Here is a 16,723-nt window from a genome sequence, read left to right as displayed (position 1 = left end):
CGAAACAGGCTGCACCGCGTCAGACGACGGGCGGCAGGTCGATGTGGCTGGCGGAGGCACCAATGGCGGTGCTGCCATACACCAGCACGCGCCGCTCGATCTGCGCCATGAATAGCCGCAGCAAAGGTTGGTCGTGTTCAGGGCCGGCACTTTTGACGAAAGCTTCCAGCGCTGCATCGATCTCGCTGTAGTCACTGAAGGTGCGGTCCAGCAGGACTTGCGCTTCCTGTTGCTCCAGCGCGCGCAAGTGCAATTCCATGGCATCACCACGGCCCAGGTACTCGACCAGCTTGCTCACCGCGCGCAGTTTGGTTTTCTGGAAGTCACTGCCGACCTCCACCTGCGCCAAGGCATCGGTGAGCATGGTCAGCAAGTGCGCATTCGGGCCGCTCTGGACAATGTCCAGCGCCGGCGTCTGCAGCGCCACACCCATGGCTTCGGCCAGCGCATGCACCACCACCCGGCGCAGGGCTATGTCAAATTCGGTGTAGGTGTCATGAGGGTCGCCCGGTTGCGGCGTGGCCACCGATGCCGAGAACTGCATCGTGCTGACCGTGGCGAACAGAGCCGTGTGGTAGCGCACGACGTCGGGGTCTGCGGGCTCACCGGTCATCTGCTGATAATAGAGATAGAGCGCGGCGAAACTGTCGCCCAGCGGCTCGTAATTGTCGCGCATCCGCGCCGATGCCAAATCAGCCAACGGATCACCGATCATGGCGAATTCGAAATCGTAAAGCCCGTGGACCTTGCCGTTCTCAAACAGAAACTGACCGGAATCGTATTGAACGAAAGCTGGACGGGTACGGTGCTGTGGCACATTGCGGCGCAGCCAGCCGAGGGCGAATTCGGCCAGAGGCTGAGGCCGGGTCTTGTTGCGCGCATACAGTGGGTAATAGGCTTCCAGGCCTGCGAGAGCGATGTCCTCGGCACCGATCGGCAGATGAATGCCCTGGTCAATGAAAGGTTGCAACGGCAGCTGATGCATACGCGCCATGGCATCGACCCACTGGCGTGAGACGGCGTGCCGTTCGGCATCATTTTTTGCCGTCTTGACGTCGCGGCTGCCCGGTACCAGCTCCATCAGGATCGCTGGCGGGTCCCCGCAAAAACCGTAGATCCGCGGTACCGGCACGCCTTGCTCACCGAGCAACGTCAGAATGTCCGCCTCACGACGCAGATCCGGAAAAGGGCTGACATCGCCGCCCCGTTCGCCACGGATATGCAGTTGCAGGGTTTCGCCAGCCCGTTGCAGCTCCAGGTTCCACGCCGGACGCCAGCGCAGCAGGCGCTGCATGGAGGTGATATTTCCGCCCAGCAGCCCTTCGACAAAGGCACGCAGCTTTTCTTCGAGCGGATCAGGGCTTGTATTTATTGTTGTTGGCATACGGGGTCTTCCTCACGCGCTGTCGTCCAGCGCCGGTATCAATGGGTGCTGGTGGTAACAGCGCTCGGCCCGCCGACGTGCTCCAGCGCCACACCCTTTTTCTTCGCCAGATCGGCGGTGTCCAGGTATTCGCGCCAGGCACAGATCAGACCGTGCTCGTCCAGCTCGTAGACTGCGACCATGGAGTGCGGCATCGGCACGCCATTGCTGACGCAGTAGTCATCGCGCTCGGTCATCACCACGCGCTCGGAGGAGACGATGTGGCGCGTGGTGCAGCGGTTATGCGTGACGTAACTCATCTGCCGCTCGATCTCCTGGCGCAGCGCCTGACTTCCGCGGATCACCGGGCCACCCGGCACCCACAGTTGCCACACGGCGTCGTCGGCGAAGGTGGCCATGATGCGTTCGATATCCGGGCGGCTGCCATCGCTGCCGTCGCCCCAGGCGGCGAGCATGTCGAGGATGAAACGTTCCTGTTCGAGTGCCATTAAACGGGCTCCAGTGCAGTGAATGGATCGGGGTCAGATTGCGATGTTGGTCACTTGAGGCAATTTTCCGGCGAGCAAAAAATCTGTGGCAATGGGATTTATCCCCGATCAAGGCGACTTGTTCTGTCTGATCAGTCGCGGAGGGCCGCTTCGTGTCCCAACGGGGATAAATCCCCTCGCCACATGGCCCGCGCTTTGCTCGTCAGCATTTCGGGATCAAGCCGAGGTTTGCGGCAGCAGAAAATTACGCACCACCGGCACCATCGGCGTGCCGCAGCTCATGCCGCCGTCAACACGCATCAGCGTGCCGTTGACGTAGGCGGCGTCATCGCTGGCGAGAAAGGCCGCCATAGCGGCAATGTCTTGCGGCTCGCCCAGTTGCGGTACATTTTGCAGGTCCAGAAACGCGGCCTTCATGGCCTCGTTGGCCCAGCTCTCCATGGCTGGCGTGCGAATCACTCCGGGCAAAATGCCGTTGCAGCGAATGCCGCGTTTGCCGAAGGTGGCGGCAATGCTTTGCACGTACCAGTTGAGCGCGGCCTTGGAAGCGCCGTAGCTGAACTGGGAAATTTCCCCGGCAATCGAGCTGGTGGACGAGGTGAACAGAATCGAACCGCTGCCTTGGGCGAGCATGTGCGGCAAGGCGTATTTGCACGCCAGTACGCCACCCAGCACGTTGACGCGCATGCAGTTGTGGAACAGCTCGGTGTTGAAGTTGATGAAGTCAATGTCGCGGGTAGTGGCCGGGTTTCGGTACACGGCATTGTTGAAGAGGACGTCAATTCGGCCGAAGGTTTGCACAGTCTGTTCGACCATCAGCCGCAACGCCTCTTCATCGCCGACATCCACCTGCAGGGCCAGTGCCTTGGCGCCGATTTCAGTCGCCACGGCCTGCGCCGATTCAGCGAACAGGTCGGTGACCACCACCGTGGCGCCCTCTTGGGCAAAACGCAGGGCCGAGGCACGGCCGATGCCACTGCCGGCGCCGGTGATCACGCAGACTTTGCCGGCTAAACGTTGGTGAATCTCGCTCATAAAGGGATCTCGGGACGGATAAAAAAATCGGCGCCCATGGCGAGCGCCGAAAAGGAGCATGAGGTCAGCGGGTCTGGCCACCGGCTATGGTCTGCGGATTGGCTTCACGCTCAGCGACCGGGGCCTCGCGGTAGCGCGTCGGGCCATTGCCGAACATGCCGTACTGGTCACGGGTGAAGTCGTACAACGAGTAGGAATCCTGTTGCGGATTATTCGGAACGCCATAGGCCTGGATGTTGTATTGCGAGCCGGTGCGGAACAGCGCGCCGCTGTCGTCCCAGGCGTCGTAGACCGCAGCGCCGAAGGTGTCTTCGTCAATGTAGTAGCGGCGCTTTTTCTGCGCGTGGCGCACGCCGTCCTTGCGCGTCGCTTCCACCACCCAGACGCGGTGCAGCTCCCAGCGCTCACAGGAAGGATTGATGTGCTTGGGCATGAGCTTCTTGTCCATGTCACAGCCCCATTTCAGCGTGTAGTTGCTGTAGGGGATGAACATTTCCCTCTTGCCCACCAGCTTCCAGTCGAAGCGGTCCATCTTTCCGGAGAACAGGAAGATTTCGTCGTAGAACGCCACACCACCAAATGCCGAGTTGGGCGTGTCGTAGTTGAATTCCGGGGCTTTGCGGACACGGCGCTGGCCGGTGCTGTAGCTCCACGCATAACGAGAGTCGGCGACCGGATCGAGGTAATCCCAATACCCGGAAGCCTGCCCGGCCGTACGGGCCGGCGCGACGATGCGTGACCAGATGCGCTGGGCTATTTTCGGATCACGCCCCGGAACATCCATCTGGTAGAAAGGTTTTTCGCCGGTGGAGCGGTTGGTGTTGGTCAACGTCGCATGACCCTCGTTGACAACATAGGCGCTGTGATTCCAGTCCCAGCCATTCACCCCCTGGTAGTTGAGGATGTAGTTCCACATCAGTTCTCGGCCATCTCGCGGCAACGGAAACGGCAGGCCGCCACGGCAGCCCTCGCTGATCGACAGTCCGTCGTTCTCGGTTTTGCAGTCCTTGCGGTTGGCGTTACGTTGGGTGGCGGCGAGAAAATTGGCCGGAAAGGTCGCCGTGCGGTGGGTGGGGTACACCTCTAGGTAATAGGTGTCGGGGTTCTGCTTGAGCAACTGCATTTGCCCGGCGGCCAGTTGGTCGGCGTATTGGTCGGCGTTGGCCGCGGTAATGCGCAGTCGTGGTTTCTCGCTGGCGAACGGGTTTGGCCAGTTGCCGTCGCCGGGCACCAGCCCTGCGGGCACTTTCAGGCCACCTTCGTAGGGCGGAATAGTGCCCGCCGCGTTACCCGCCACAATTGCACCAAAGGTCGTCAGCTTGCCGCCCAGGTCGGCGGTGGTAGCGCCCTCATCGGCCACGGCCGACCCCGCCAAAGCAACGGCCACAAGGCCTATCGCATATGCATTAACCGTCATAACATTCTCCATTCAGATGGGTGATAGCCGAGCCCGGCAATCACTGCATTGCAGTTCAAGGGCGGTTCAGAACGCTGTGCTGAGGGTTAGCGAGACCCAGTTACGGTCGGTCAGGCCCACGTCGCCGGTCCCGCCAATCACGGTTTTGCCTACGCCGGCAACCTCGCCATATTTGCGTTCGCTGCCGTAGCCGATGTACGACAGGGTCACGTCGACACGCTCGTCGTAGGTGCCCTTCACACCGGCTTTCCAGGTGTATTTGCCTTCGTTGCCACCGCCGGTGGCGGCATTGCCGTTGACCCCGTAATCCACACTCATGGGCGTGGAAATATTCCAGCCCGGGAATACCCCCAGCCATTGCGGCGCGAAGCTGACCGCGAGGCCGACATAGTTTTTGGTCGCGCAGCCGTAGTGCTTGTCCTGGCCCGCCGGGCAGCCGTCATAGCCCTCGCCCTTGAAGAGTTCTTCGTGCTTGGTGACCCGCTGCACATGACTGAACGCCATTTCGGTAATCAGGCTGCCGGTGTCGAAGTAATCGGTGCGCGGCAGCAGCCACAGGCCGTTGACCACCATGTGCCAGGTGTCACCGCGTGCGCCCTGATTGTCTGCCGTACTGATGTTGCTGGAGACCAGCGAGGTGTTTTGCCGATAGGACAGGTCTACGCCGAGGGACCCGCCACCCAGCACCGGGCCTGCGGAATACCCCAGGCCATAGAGTTTGACGTTCTCGGCATACACGTAACGGGCAAAAGTCGGCGCCACTTGCAGGCCCCATGGGTTGTAGTCATCGAACTCGCGATAGAAGGCACTGACTTCCGAATGCAGGAAGTCGAAGCTGTAGGTGCCCATCACACCCCAGTTGCCCTTGTCCTTGGGTTTGAGCGGGTCAATCAGCGGCCGCGAGAAACCACTGAACAGCGGCAAGCGGTCCGGCCCTTCCAGCGCGACATCCGCGGAGGCCAGATACGTGCCGCCTTCAGGGGCGCGTGTGGTGTCCCATTCGAAGAAATACTGCGCCGCCACTGACAGCTTGTCGGTGACTTGCGCCTGGGTGGAAATCTGCGTCAGCGGCAGGAAGATTTCGCGGGTTTCGGTGCCAGGGTTGCTCACCGCTTTGCGACCATCCAGCGGTGCCTGCGAGTAGGACACGGCATGACCGGCGATCAGCAGTCCATTGCCCCAATACACGGTGTGCCGGCCGGCACGCACGCTGACCGGGATGTCGCCCAGATCGAAGCGGGTAAACGCGAAGGCATCCAGTAACTCGCCGCTCGGTCCGCGGTGGTAACGCTTGGTGAAACTGGAGTATTTGCCGTTGTTGTAACTCGGCGTGCTGGTGCCGGGAAAAGTGCCGGGATAGTAGACATTGCCCGGGCTGGTTTCGACGTCGGTGTCTTCGTAAGCTTGGTCGTACCAGCCCGCGGCGCTGATGCGAAAGCCGTTGTATTGCTTGTAGGCGACTTCCATTTCGCTCATCACATCGACGCGATTGGTCACCACGTCGCCACGATCAAACTTGGCGTCTGACTCATCGTAACTGGCGTTGTTGGCCAATGCCGAGTCGCGCCCTTCGGCCCGGATGCCGAGGTTGTAGCGCACGGTGTTGTCCCAGCGCGCTGTGAGGTCAGGACTGCCGGTATCAAACTCGGCCGCCTGACTGTCTGCAACGATCAAGGCTCCCCCGGTCACGCTGAACCAGACAGCCAAGCTTAACGACTTCAGCTTTGCGTCGATCATCAACACTCCCTCTACATTCTTGTTGTTATTGGCGGCCGTGGCGTCGGGCCCTGTGGACCTCGCTGATCAGCACCGCCCCAGGGCATTCGGCGTGGGTTGAAGTAGACGGGACGGGGTGGTTTGGGCACAACGAAAGGGAGCATTGCTGAAGTGCATTTCGCTATTGGTCAAATGCACAAACGCCAGACAGGGATCGCGCAATACAAGCCGGCGATGTGGCGCGTTATTGGAATAACCAATACCGACTGCCTGTTTTTGTGATTTTACGATGACTACACCGCTCCCTAGACTTCGGCCAATAACAAGGCAACGCCGTGCCTCTGGCGCCGCCATGACAATAAAGCCTGGAGAATGAACATGAGTGCGGCCCCGTCTCTGGATGACAAGTACGTCCAGCACACTGGAAAAGTTTTGCTCACCGGGATTCAAGCGCTGGTGCGTCTGCCGTTGATGCAGCGCCAGCGCGATCTGGCCAACGGTCTGAACACGGCCGGTTTCATTTCCGGTTATCGAGGCTCGCCGCTGGGCGGTTTCGATCAGGCATTGTGGAAGGCGCGCGACTATCTCAAGGAGCACCACACGGTGTTCCATCCAGGCATGAACGAAGACCTCGCCGCGACCTCGATCTGGGGCACGCAGCAGGTCAATCTGTTCGAAGGCTCGACCTACGACGGCGTGTTCGGCATGTGGTACGGCAAGGGCCCGGGCGTCGACCGCTGTGGCGACGTGTTCCGCCACGCCAACGCTGCCGGTACTTCACAGTTTGGCGGTGTGCTGGCCATTGCCGGTGACGATCACGGGGCGCGCTCCTCTTCACTGCCGCACCAGACCGAGCATATTTTCAAAGCGGTGATGATGCCGGTGCTGGCACCTTCGGGCGTTCAGGAATACCTCGACTACGGCATGCATGGCTGGGCCATGTCGCGTTATTCCGGGTGCTGGGTGGCCCTCAAGGCTGTGGCCGATACCGTAGAAAGCGCGGCCATCGTCGACATCGACATTCATCGCGTACAACCGATCATTCCGCAAATCCCGTTGCCTGAAGGCGGCTTGAACATCCGCTGGCCGGATCCGCCCCTGGCGCAGGAGCAGCGGTTGCTGGAGCACAAGTTGTACGCCGCCCTCGCCTACGCCCGCGCCAACCGCCTCGACCGCATCGTGATGGACTCACCCAAAGCGCGCATCGGCATCATCACCTCCGGCAAGTCGTACCTCGACGTGTGCCAGGCCCTGAAAATCCTCGGTATCGACGAGACGCTTGCGCAGCAGATCGGCCTGCGCGTGTACAAAGTCGGGATGGTCTGGCCATTGGAAGCGGAAGGCGTGCGCCAGTTCGCCGAGGGCCTGGAGGAAATCGTCGTGGTGGAAGAGAAACGCCACATGATCGAATACCAGTTGAAGGAGGAACTCTACAACTGGCGCGACGACGTCCGCCCGCGCATCGTCGGCAAGTTTGATGACAAAGGTGAATGGAGCCTGCCTCACACCGACTGGTTGCTGCCAGCGATCAGCGACCTGACGCCAGCGATGATCGCTCGGGCCTTGGCCAAACGCATCTTGCGCCTGCATCAAAACGGCCCGCTGCAAGTACGGCTGGCGGTGCTCGATGCGCAGCTGGCCAGCAAAGGTCAGTTCACCAATCTGATGGACCGCGTGCCCCACTACTGTTCCGGTTGCCCGCACAACACCTCGACCAAAGTCCCGCAGGGCAGTCGTGCACTGGCCGGCATCGGTTGCCATTACATGGCGGCATGGATCTACCCGCAGACCCAGACGTTCAGTCAGATGGGCGGCGAAGGCGTCGCGTGGATTGGTCAGGCACCGTTCACCACCACGGCGCATGTCTTCGCCAACCTGGGTGACGGCACCTATTTTCACTCCGGCATTCTCGCGATTCGCGCGGCCATCGCCGCCAAGGTGCAAATCACCTACAAGATTCTCTACAACGACGCCGTCGCCATGACCGGCGGACAACCTGTCGACGGCAGCCTCAGCGTCGCGCAAATCAGCCGGCAACTGGTGGCCGAGGGCGTGCAGCGCGTGGTAGTGGTCAGCGAAGATGTCGAAAAATACCAGCACATCAACGATCTGGCAGACGGCGTCCCGGTGCTGCGGCGCGACAAGATGGACGAAGTGCAAGAGGAGCTGCGCCAGTTCCAGGGCGTGTCGGCCATCATCTATGACCAGACGTGCGCTGCGGAAAAACGTCGCCGGCGCAAGCGCGGCAAGTTCCCCGATCCGGCACGCCGGGTGGTGATCAACGAAGCCGTCTGTGAAGGCTGCGGCGATTGCAGCAGCAAGTCCAACTGCATGTCGGTGGTGGCGGTGGAAACCGAGTTCGGCCGCAAGCGTGAAATCGACCAGTCTTCATGCAACAAGGACTTCACTTGCCTCAACGGCTTCTGCCCGAGTTTTGTCACCGTCGAAGGTGGGACGTTGCGCAAGCCCAAAGCACTGGCAGCGAACGCGGATGAAGTCTGGGACTTGCCCACGCCTTCGGCTGTCTCGCTGGACGTGCCTTACAGCATTCTGGTGACCGGCGTGGGCGGAACTGGCGTAGTGACGATTGGCGCCTTGCTCGGTATGGCGGCGTTTATCGAGGGCAAGGGCACGCTGAACCTGGACATGGCCGGCATGGCGCAAAAAGGTGGCGCCGTGTGGTCGCATATCCGCATTGCCGCGCATCAGGAACAATTGTTTGCACCGCGGATTGCCGAAGGTGAAGCCGCCCTGCTGTTGGGTTGTGATCTGGTGGTAAGCGCCAATACCGAAACCCTGTCCAAGCTGCGCCAGGGCGTTACGCATGCGCTTATCAACAGCGAAGAAACCATCACCAGCGCTTTTGTGCGGACATTTGCGCAACAGGCGGAAAGCGGTGACCTGCTCAAGCATCCGGACCCGACATTCCAGACCCGGACCATGTCGGCACAAATCGCTGAAGCGGTCGGTCATGCTCAGGCAGACTTCATCGACGCAAGCAAAATCGCCACGGCATTGATGGGCGATTCGATTGCCACCAATACCTTCATGCTTGGCTATGCCTGCCAGAAAGGCTGGCTTCCGGTTGGCGAAGCGGCGCTGCTGCAAGCCATTGAACTGAATGGCACGGCGGTGCCCTTCAACCTCGCCGCGTTTGCCTGGGGCCGACGCAGCGCCGAAGATTTGCCACGGGTATTGCGCAAGCTGGAAGCGGGCAAGGTACAGAATGCCGACCGCCTGTTGTCGCAAAGCCTGGAAGAAACGCTGGAGCGGCGCGTGGCATTCCTCACCGGCTATCAGAACAAAGACTATGCCCAGCGCTACCGGGACAAGGTCGAGCAGTTCATGCAGGCGGAGACTGCGCTGCTCGGGCAACCGGGCGAGCTGTCGGCAAACGTCGCCCGCTACTACTTCAAAGTGCTGGCCATCAAGGACGAATACGAAGTGGCACGCCTGTTTACCGACGGCCAGTTCCTGCAAAAAATCCAGGCAGGCTTCGAGGGTGATTACCGCCTGCGCTTCCACCTCGCTCCACCGCTGCTAAATGACAACGGCAGTGGCCGTGAGCCGAAAAAACGCAGTTTTGGCCCATGGATGCTGCAAGGCTTCAAGCTTCTGGCCAGGTTCCGGTTCCTGCGGAACACCTGGGCCGATCCGTTTGGTCACACTCACGAACGCAAGGTGGAACGTAACTGGCTGGCCAATTACGAACGAGTCCTCGACGAAATGTTGATGGATTTGACTGCCGACAACATGAGCCTGGCCCAGGACCTGGCACAGCTGCCAGACAGCGTGCGCGGTTATGGCCCGGTCAAGGAGCGCTTCCTCGTCCACGCCCAACAGCGTCAGGCGCAATTGCTTGAACGGTGGCGCGATGGCTCGAACGCGCAGTTCCACGATGCCAGTCAGACCGGCAGCAAAATAGCCGTTACCCAACTTTAAGCCCGAGTGTGGCAGGCGTCGTTTGCCGGAAAAGGCACCACGCCGTATCTACCGAAAACTGGAGCACAGCATGCATGAAGTCGTGATAGTCGCCGCCACCCGCACCGCCATCGGTACCTTCCAGGGCGCATTGGCCAACACCAGTGCCGTGGAATTGGGCAGCGTGGTGGTCCAGGCGCTGCTGAAAAAAACCGCGATTGACGTCGACCTGGTCGATGAGTTGATTTTCGGCCAAGTGCTCACGGCCGGGTGTGGGCAAAACCCGGCACGCCAAGTGGCGCTGAATGCAGGCCTGCCTCATAGCGTATCGGCCATGACCCTGAACAAGCTCTGCGGCTCCGGATTGAAATCCGTGATGCTGGCGGCTCAGGCGATTCGCTGTGGCGATGCCGAGGTGGTAATTGCCGGCGGCATGGAAAACATGAGCCTGGCCCCCTACACGCTGGCCAAAGCGCGCACCGGCTTGCGCATGGGTAACGCGCAACTGGCCGACTCGCTGCTGCAGGACGGCCTGATCGACGCCTTCCACGAGTACCACATGGGCATCACTGCGGAAAATCTGGTTGATGCTCACAGCCTGACCCGTGAGCAGCAGGACGCTTATGCCCTGCGTTCGCAGCAACTGGCCAGCGCGGCCATTGAGGCCGGCCGTTTCGTCGCGGAGATCACCCCGGTGCCGATTGCCCAGCGCCAAGGCGAGCCGCTGCTGTTTGCCGTGGATGAGCAACCTCGCGCGCAAACCACTGCTGGCAGCCTGGCCGGGCTCAAACCGGCCTTCAGGAAAGACGGCAGCGTCACTGCCGGCAACGCCTCGACAATCAATGACGGCGCCGCTGCAGTGCTGTTGATGAGCGAAGACAAGGCCAGGGAGTTGGGCTTGCCCGTTCTGGCAAAGATCAAGGCGGGCGCGAGTGCTGGCGTAGACCCGGCGATCATGGGCATCGGGCCGGTGTCGGCAAGTCGCAAGTGTCTGGCAAAAGCCGGGTGGAGCCTGGCTGATCTCGATCTCATCGAGGCCAACGAAGCATTCGCTGCCCAGTCGTTGGCGGTGGGTAAAGAGCTGGATTGGGATTTTGACAAAGTGAACGTCAACGGCGGCGCCATTGCCCTCGGTCACCCGATTGGCGCTTCGGGTTGTCGTGTGCTGGTCACGCTGCTGCACGAAATGCTCAAGCGCGACGCGAAAAAAGGCCTGGTGACCTTATGCATTGGCGGTGGCCAGGGCGTCGCCCTGTTGCTGGAACGTCCATGATTGGCGCCCGCGCCGCAACGGCCGCCGGCCCTCAGCCGTGCTGGGCTGGGCAGCCGGAAGGCAATGTCGGAACCCGCGAATTGCTGTACCGAACGGCGCTCAAATTATTTGCCGAGTATGGATTCGAAAGTGTCAGCCTGCGCCAATTGGCAGCCGCGATGGGTTTGCAGCCGGGGTCGCTGTACAACCACATTGAAAGCAAGCAGGCGCTGCTGTTCGAACTGATCGAGGCGCATGAAAGCGACCTGCTGGCGTTGCTGCAAACCAAGGTCGCGCGGCAGGCTGACGGCAGACTGCGACTTCAGCGTTTCGTGCGGGCGCACCTGCAATTCAACAGCTTGCACGATCAGCGCCACACGCTCACGCGCATGGAATTTCGCAGCCTCAGCCTGGAGCAGCGCGAACGCGTCGAGCAGCTGCGCGACACCCGCACCCGGCAGCTGGAAAACATCCTCAGCCATTGCGGATTGCCGGCCGGCCAGCGCGCGCCGATGGCGCTGGGCATGCAAGCATTGCTCGATGGCGTGGTGGCCGGTTACCCGCAGGGCGCGCGGCCTCCTCTGGAAAGTCTGACAACTCTGTTCACCAGCATGGTGCTGACCGGTTTGAGCAGGCCACAGGCTTAGCACCTCCTTTCGCATCCATAACAACAAGGTCGACCGATGAACGAACAAATGACGGAAAACTACCGGGAAATTCTCCAGCACGTCGGCGAAGACCCGAAGCGTGAAGGCCTGCTCAAGACCCCGGAACGCGCAGCGAAAGCCATGCGTTATCTTTGCCATGGCTACCGGCAAACGCTGGAAGAGATCGTCAACGGCGCACTGTTCGAGTCGGATAACGATGAGATGGTCATCGTTCGTGAAATCGAATTGTATTCGCTGTGTGAACATCATCTCTTGCCATTTATTGGCAAGGCTCATGTTGCCTACATACCGACAGGCAAAGTGCTGGGATTGTCGAAGGTCGCGCGAATTGTCGACATGTTTGCCCGCCGCCTGCAGATCCAGGAAAACCTCACCCGGGAGATTGCCGATGCAATTGCCAAGGTCACCAATGCCGCCGGGGTGGCCGTGGTGATCGAGGCCAAACACATGTGCATGATGATGCGAGGTGTAGAGAAGCAGAACTCGGTGATGACCACCTCTGTGATGCTTGGCGCCTTCAGGGAGTCGTACAACACCCGACAGGAATTCCTACAGCTGATCCGCGGCGGCTAGGCAACGTGCCCAGTCTGCCCAAGCGTGTTCAGGTTGCCACGTCACATTTCTGTTCGACGCCAGACCTGTAGGAGCCGGCTTGCTGACAGTATTCAAGCGATGCTGCGCATGGCGTCAGTCAAATCCTTCTGACACTTGCTCAACGCCGTCCTGATCGCGTCGATGCTTTCTTCCATCCGCCATACCGGCCCGACCACATCAATCGCGTATTGACTTTGCGGTGTTTGCAAGCCGACAGCTGTTGCCCCTAACTTCTAATAGCTCTGCCTGAGCCAGCGCATCTTTAGCTGGTTAATCGTCGGCCCTCCTTCTTGGCGTGATCGACCTCCCGGTGGGCGCGAGCTTCAACGCCACGCACGTAGTTGTCCTGGGCCATACGCTCCTGCTCGGTCTTGAGCCGCAATGCCTGCAGTTTCTGCTGGACTGTCTGACTATGGTGCTGAGCTTCACCGCGCTCGCGAAACAGATCGTCGCGCTGCTGATGCAGGTACTTGATCTGCGTCTGGCGCTGCGCCAGCAACAACTCGAGGTCGGCCAGTCATGTCTCAGCGGCCTCGCGCCTCGTCAGCGCCTCCGCCGCTTGCTGGCGGAACTGCGCCGCATCCTGACGCGCTCGGTCCTCAACCACCGCCAGCCTTTCGCGCTCGGATAGCACCTGGCGTTGCTCCGCCATTGCCTCTTCGGCATCAGCCCGCGCCATCAGAACTGCCTGCTGCCACACCGCAACAAAGACGTCTCTCGGTAGTGCCGGCAGGCGGGTCTCACCGCTCAAGCGCTCGGCCAAACGCGCCACCCTTGATCGAGCAGCCCACTGACGCGCGCCGGGTTGCCCCGCCCCAGCTCCAGACGAACGCGTTCGACCGTCGGCCATTCGCCAAGGGCTAGCACCGGAACCGCAGCGGCAAACACATCACTTTCTGGTACCCCCACTGCCTTAGCTTACCTACAGTTATATTAGGTCTGATAATGGAATGTTATCCGCCGTTATTTTCGAAGACGGAAATTTCAGTCCGATGGCCGTAATCAATACTACCGATCAGTCAGCGCAGGTCGACGCAACGCCCCTCGACCCGCATGTCCTGGCGCTCACCGCCCAGCAAGCGGCGGCCGCCTTTATCGCTGCCGGCACCGCGGCCAATACCGTGCGCAGCTACCGCAGCGCCCTCGCCTATTGGTCGGCCTGGCTGCAGTTGCGTTATGGTCAGGCGCTGGGTGACGCGCCGCTGCCCGTTACCGTGGCCGTGCAGTTCGTCCTCGACCATCTGGCCCGGCCATTGACTGACGGCAGTTGGGCGCACCTGCTACCGCCCAGCATCGATGCCGTCTTGGTCAAGGCACGGTTCAAAAACAAACCCGGAGCATTGGCCTACAACACGGTCAGTCACCGCCTAGCCGTCCTGGGGAAATGGCACCGGCTCAACGAGTGGGACAGTCCGACCGAGGCGCCGGCACTGAAAACCCTGCTGCGCGACGCGCGCAAGGCCCAGTCGCGCCAGGGCGTGTCGGTCCGCAAGAAAACCGCCCTCGTGCTCGAGCCGCTGCAGGCACTGCTCGCCACCTGTACCGATGGGGTGCGTGGCATTCGTGATCGTGCCCTGCTCTTGTTGGCCTGGAGTGGTGGCGGTCGGCGTCGCTCGGAAGTGGTCGGACTGCAGGTCAGCGATGTGCGTCGACTGGATGCCGACACCTGGCTGTACGCGCTCGGCGCGACCAAGACCGACACCGGTGGCGTTCGTCGGGAGAAGCCGCTGCGAGGTCCTGCAGCGCAGGCCCTCGCCGCTTGGCTGGCCGCCGCTCCCGCCGACAGCGGCCCGCTGTTTCGCCGACTGTACAAAGGTGGCAAGGTCAGCGCTGATGGACTGTCGAGCGATCAGGTCGCGCGTATTGTCCAGCGCCGCGCTCAATTGGCGGGACTGGACGGGGATTGGGCGGCGCACACTTTAAGGTCAGGTTTCGTCACCGAGGCGGGACGCCAGGGTGTGCCGCTTGGTGAAGTCATGGCCATGACCGAGCACCGCAGCGTTAGCACTGTGATGGGTTACTTTCAGGTGGGGGCGTTGCTTAATAGTCGAGCAACACAACTACTCAATGCCCCAATGCCCCAATGCCATCAGAAACATGCGCTGAAGCTCGCCAGTTCACAGACGCAGAAGTAATTCACCGTGACCGGAGTGAGCCAGAAGGATAATGCCCCTTGACTCTTGGACACGAAATCGCCGCAAGAACTATCTCAAACACAGCAGTCTTAGATTTTAACGATATTCATTAATTAGCGAATTTTTAAGATTCTTGTACAGCAATAAACATTTTCTCCAAGCATTTAATTATATTAAATAGGAATACTTTTTTGATAGTACTGGGTGCCAATCCAAAGCTTTTGCTTTTAACCACTCGCGAAAATCGCACACTTCACTAGCCAAGGTATAGTCCCATACCGCTTCCTTACTATCCCAATTTGTCAGCGAGTAGTCATCAATCTTTAAATATCCTGGTATCTTTCTCCAAGCACTCAACCCGCCGGGCACATCTAAAATTAGTGCCATTATAGCAAAAGCGACGATCCTCGCCCTTATAGAATGCACGCAAAATTCAGGCTTAACTAAATCTGCAAAAACACTGCCATAACAAGAGCAGTTAAAAGAATTCCATGAGCTACGTTGTAATAATACGGACAAATACGTCTTAACATCACGCTCCCAAAAACGCTTTCTCATTATTATGCTTAGTACATCTACTAAGAAATTCTTGAACTGAACACAACTGATTGAGCTCCCCCAAAAATCAGTAGTATTCTTTCCACCTGATAAGCAGCGCAAACACCACTGCTGAAATTTTAATGCCCCAAAATTAAAGCAAGCCTGACCTTTTAAATAACCAGATCGAGTGTCAAAGTGAATTGGTTCACTACGAGCACCTTCGGTAATGCCGATCAGCAAAGCTTCAACTTTAGTCGTCTCCAGATCGGCGCCACTGCTAATTTCCGTGAGCGCACAATAGTGATGATGACAAATGGTATACCAGCAATTAGACCAGCATGACATTACAACTAGCTTCCCAGTAGAGATATACTGCTCACTCAAGCACTTGGTACAAAAATAAATACGCTGTCTAGGATTGTCGATTAACCAACATGAGGGCGGTTTGAAAATTGAATTGAGCATCTCTGATTCTAGACCCAAAACACTTGAAATAGTTGAGACCAACGAGTCTTGCACGTTGAAGTCTTTCTCATACAAAAATGAATCACGATGAATTTGATACGCTAAAGACAAGTTTGGTTCTTGATTCGAGGTAGCGCCGCGACTCAGCCAAGAAGAAAGTGTCTCTCCATGCATAGGCTTGATGTATCCAGAAAAATATTTACTCACTCGCAAAATCCTCTGGTAGCGGCGGAATCATCGCGGCTTTTTCGAGGCATTCTATATCTATGCATTCTTTGCGCATTAGTATCGACCAAACGGCGCCTCTCGAGATTCGCGTGACGATATCATCAGTTATACCAGCACTTACCCTTAGTAAATACAACACTTTTTCTTGCTTCCATAGTTCCGATGGCTGCCTAATAGGTAATTGCTGTTCATAAGCGATTAAAAAAGATCTGAGTTCTTCACTTTCAGTCCAAGGCATCAAATGGTAAATTTGAAAACGCCTCTCCAACTGACGATCAGAGCGCAGGGCGTTTTCTGCATCCTCGATTCCAAACGCTATTATCGATATGAATGATGGCGAACCTCCAAGATTTTTCATAAACGCCAACATTTTGCGTTGCTCTAACCGCCCGGAAAGAAGCAAATGATGGAACTCGTCGATTATAATAGCTTTAATTTCTCTTGCCTTCAGTAGAACAGTGAGGCTCTTCTTTTTTTCTCGGAATGAACCAGGAGGAGAATTGACACCCAGAGCGGTGTAAATCACGTCAACGAGAGAATAGACAGACAGAGTTTCCTCAAGAGTGAAACTCAGAACGCCAGAGTGTGCTCTTCCGTTCGGTGCGCTTTTCCGCACATCATCCAAAATCCTATTAAATAAACTGCTTTTACCCATCCCCGAATTCGCAGACACTAAAATACATTGCGTCTGTAATTTTTTTGGCATATTTAGAACTGCGCGTACGGCTGCTCGTACCACGGCACTTTGTGGGTAACTTATCCAAATATCTTTTTGTATAAACCTTATTCTTTTATCATCTCCTAAAGAGGCTATTATTTTGTGCTTTGGAGACAAATGATCTAACGAGGGAGCGCCTAAACTCAATGAGGTTTCCATATA

At 58.5% G+C, this 16,723-nt stretch carries 13 protein-coding genes and 1 pseudogene; 5 read left to right on the top strand and 9 right to left on the bottom strand.

What is annotated here, in order from left to right:
- Positions 1-19: 19 nt before the first annotated feature.
- The 5 genes from AB4P91_RS18605 to AB4P91_RS18585 all read right to left on the bottom strand — a co-directional run bounded on the left by AB4P91_RS18605 (position 20) and on the right by AB4P91_RS18585 (position 6,061).
- The gene (locus tag AB4P91_RS18605; RefSeq protein WP_395603393.1) at positions 20-1,384 is read right to left on the bottom strand and encodes a phosphotransferase family protein; all 1,365 of its coding nucleotides are present in this window, start codon (positions 1,382-1,384) and stop codon (positions 20-22) included.
- A 38-nt stretch (positions 1,385-1,422) separates the two neighbouring features.
- Entirely contained in the window at positions 1,423-1,872 is a 450-nt protein-coding gene (locus tag AB4P91_RS18600; protein WP_150581036.1) for a nuclear transport factor 2 family protein, read from the bottom strand.
- Between the two features lie 216 nt (positions 1,873-2,088).
- Positions 2,089-2,907, bottom strand: a complete 819-nt coding sequence (locus AB4P91_RS18595; protein WP_150581037.1) for an SDR family NAD(P)-dependent oxidoreductase — start codon at positions 2,905-2,907, stop codon at positions 2,089-2,091.
- Positions 2,908-2,971: 64 nt separating this feature from the next.
- Positions 2,972-4,324 carry a DUF1329 domain-containing protein gene (locus tag AB4P91_RS18590; RefSeq protein WP_313005175.1) on the bottom strand — a complete coding sequence of 451 codons (1,353 nt, stop codon included), beginning with the start codon at positions 4,322-4,324 and terminating at the stop codon, positions 2,972-2,974.
- A 66-nt stretch (positions 4,325-4,390) separates the two neighbouring features.
- The gene (locus tag AB4P91_RS18585) at positions 4,391-6,061 is read right to left on the bottom strand and encodes a DUF1302 family protein (RefSeq protein ID WP_313005173.1); all 1,671 of its coding nucleotides are present in this window, start codon (positions 6,059-6,061) and stop codon (positions 4,391-4,393) included.
- 357 nt (positions 6,062-6,418) lie between these two features.
- Here AB4P91_RS18585 and AB4P91_RS18580 point away from each other — a divergent pair, with 357 nt between their 5' ends.
- The 4 genes from AB4P91_RS18580 (at position 6,419) to folE (ending at position 12,454) form a co-directional block, all read left to right on the top strand.
- Entirely contained in the window at positions 6,419-9,982 is a 3,564-nt protein-coding gene (locus AB4P91_RS18580) for an indolepyruvate ferredoxin oxidoreductase family protein (RefSeq protein ID WP_395603392.1), read from the top strand.
- Positions 9,983-10,052: 70 nt separating this feature from the next.
- Positions 10,053-11,234 (top strand): acetyl-CoA C-acetyltransferase, encoded by a 1,182-nt coding sequence (locus AB4P91_RS18575; protein WP_313005168.1) that lies wholly within the window; start codon positions 10,053-10,055, stop codon positions 11,232-11,234.
- Positions 11,231-11,860: a TetR/AcrR family transcriptional regulator gene (locus AB4P91_RS18570; protein WP_313005166.1), complete on the top strand. Its 630-nt coding sequence runs from the start codon at positions 11,231-11,233 to the stop codon at positions 11,858-11,860. The genes AB4P91_RS18575 and AB4P91_RS18570 overlap by 4 nt, the downstream gene beginning before the upstream one ends.
- A gap of 36 nt (positions 11,861-11,896) precedes the next feature.
- On the top strand, positions 11,897-12,454 hold the full coding sequence (gene folE, locus AB4P91_RS18565) for a GTP cyclohydrolase I FolE (RefSeq protein ID WP_395603391.1): 558 nt from the start codon (positions 11,897-11,899) through the stop codon (positions 12,452-12,454).
- Between the two features lie 92 nt (positions 12,455-12,546).
- Here folE and AB4P91_RS18560 read toward each other — a convergent pair whose 3' ends face one another.
- Entirely contained in the window at positions 12,547-12,684 is a 138-nt protein-coding gene (locus AB4P91_RS18560; protein WP_395603390.1) for a hypothetical protein, read from the bottom strand.
- A 68-nt stretch (positions 12,685-12,752) separates the two neighbouring features.
- Positions 12,753-13,384 (bottom strand): annotated as a pseudogene (locus AB4P91_RS18555) (DNA-binding protein); the annotation flags it as partial.
- 83 nt (positions 13,385-13,467) lie between these two features.
- Here AB4P91_RS18555 and AB4P91_RS18550 point away from each other — a divergent pair.
- Positions 13,468-14,610, top strand: coding sequence for a site-specific integrase (locus AB4P91_RS18550; RefSeq protein ID WP_313005162.1), 1,143 nt, complete (start codon positions 13,468-13,470; stop codon positions 14,608-14,610).
- A gap of 168 nt (positions 14,611-14,778) precedes the next feature.
- Here the strand turns inward: AB4P91_RS18550 and AB4P91_RS18545 are convergent, their stop codons facing one another.
- Both AB4P91_RS18545 and AB4P91_RS18540 read right to left on the bottom strand, forming a co-directional pair.
- The gene (locus tag AB4P91_RS18545; RefSeq protein ID WP_313005160.1) at positions 14,779-15,822 is read right to left on the bottom strand and encodes a TniQ family protein; all 1,044 of its coding nucleotides are present in this window, start codon (positions 15,820-15,822) and stop codon (positions 14,779-14,781) included.
- Positions 15,815-16,720: a TniB family NTP-binding protein gene (locus AB4P91_RS18540; RefSeq protein ID WP_313005158.1), complete on the bottom strand. Its 906-nt coding sequence runs from the start codon at positions 16,718-16,720 to the stop codon at positions 15,815-15,817. The genes AB4P91_RS18545 and AB4P91_RS18540 overlap by 8 nt, the downstream gene beginning before the upstream one ends.
- Positions 16,721-16,723: the final 3 nt, after the last annotated feature.

It is taken from the genome of Pseudomonas sp. B21128 (genome assembly GCF_044218865.1).
Classification (GTDB): domain Bacteria; phylum Pseudomonadota; class Gammaproteobacteria; order Pseudomonadales; family Pseudomonadaceae; genus Aquipseudomonas; species Aquipseudomonas iridis.
The sequence above is the reverse complement of the archived record's forward strand: the minus strand, read 5'-3'. Positions and strand labels throughout refer to the sequence as shown.

Bases quoted from the DNA above. Each gene is read 5' to 3' on its own strand.
- AB4P91_RS18605 (WP_395603393.1), bottom strand. From the start codon at position 1,384: ATGCCAACAACAATAAATACAAGCCCTGATCCGCTCGAAGAAAAGCTG.
- AB4P91_RS18600 (WP_150581036.1), bottom strand. From the start codon at position 1,872: ATGGCACTCGAACAGGAACGTTTCATCCTCGACATGCTCGCCGCCTGG.
- AB4P91_RS18595 (WP_150581037.1), bottom strand. From the start codon at position 2,907: ATGAGCGAGATTCACCAACGTTTAGCCGGCAAAGTCTGCGTGATCACC.
- AB4P91_RS18590 (WP_313005175.1), bottom strand. From the start codon at position 4,324: ATGACGGTTAATGCATATGCGATAGGCCTTGTGGCCGTTGCTTTGGCG.
- AB4P91_RS18585 (WP_313005173.1), bottom strand. From the start codon at position 6,061: ATGATCGACGCAAAGCTGAAGTCGTTAAGCTTGGCTGTCTGGTTCAGC.
- AB4P91_RS18580 (WP_395603392.1), top strand. From the start codon at position 6,419: ATGAGTGCGGCCCCGTCTCTGGATGACAAGTACGTCCAGCACACTGGA.
- AB4P91_RS18575 (WP_313005168.1), top strand. From the start codon at position 10,053: ATGCATGAAGTCGTGATAGTCGCCGCCACCCGCACCGCCATCGGTACC.
- AB4P91_RS18570 (WP_313005166.1), top strand. From the start codon at position 11,231: ATGATTGGCGCCCGCGCCGCAACGGCCGCCGGCCCTCAGCCGTGCTGG.
- folE (WP_395603391.1), top strand. From the start codon at position 11,897: ATGAACGAACAAATGACGGAAAACTACCGGGAAATTCTCCAGCACGTC.
- AB4P91_RS18550 (WP_313005162.1), top strand. From the start codon at position 13,468: ATGGCCGTAATCAATACTACCGATCAGTCAGCGCAGGTCGACGCAACG.
- AB4P91_RS18540 (WP_313005158.1), bottom strand. From the start codon at position 16,720: ATGGAAACCTCATTGAGTTTAGGCGCTCCCTCGTTAGATCATTTGTCT.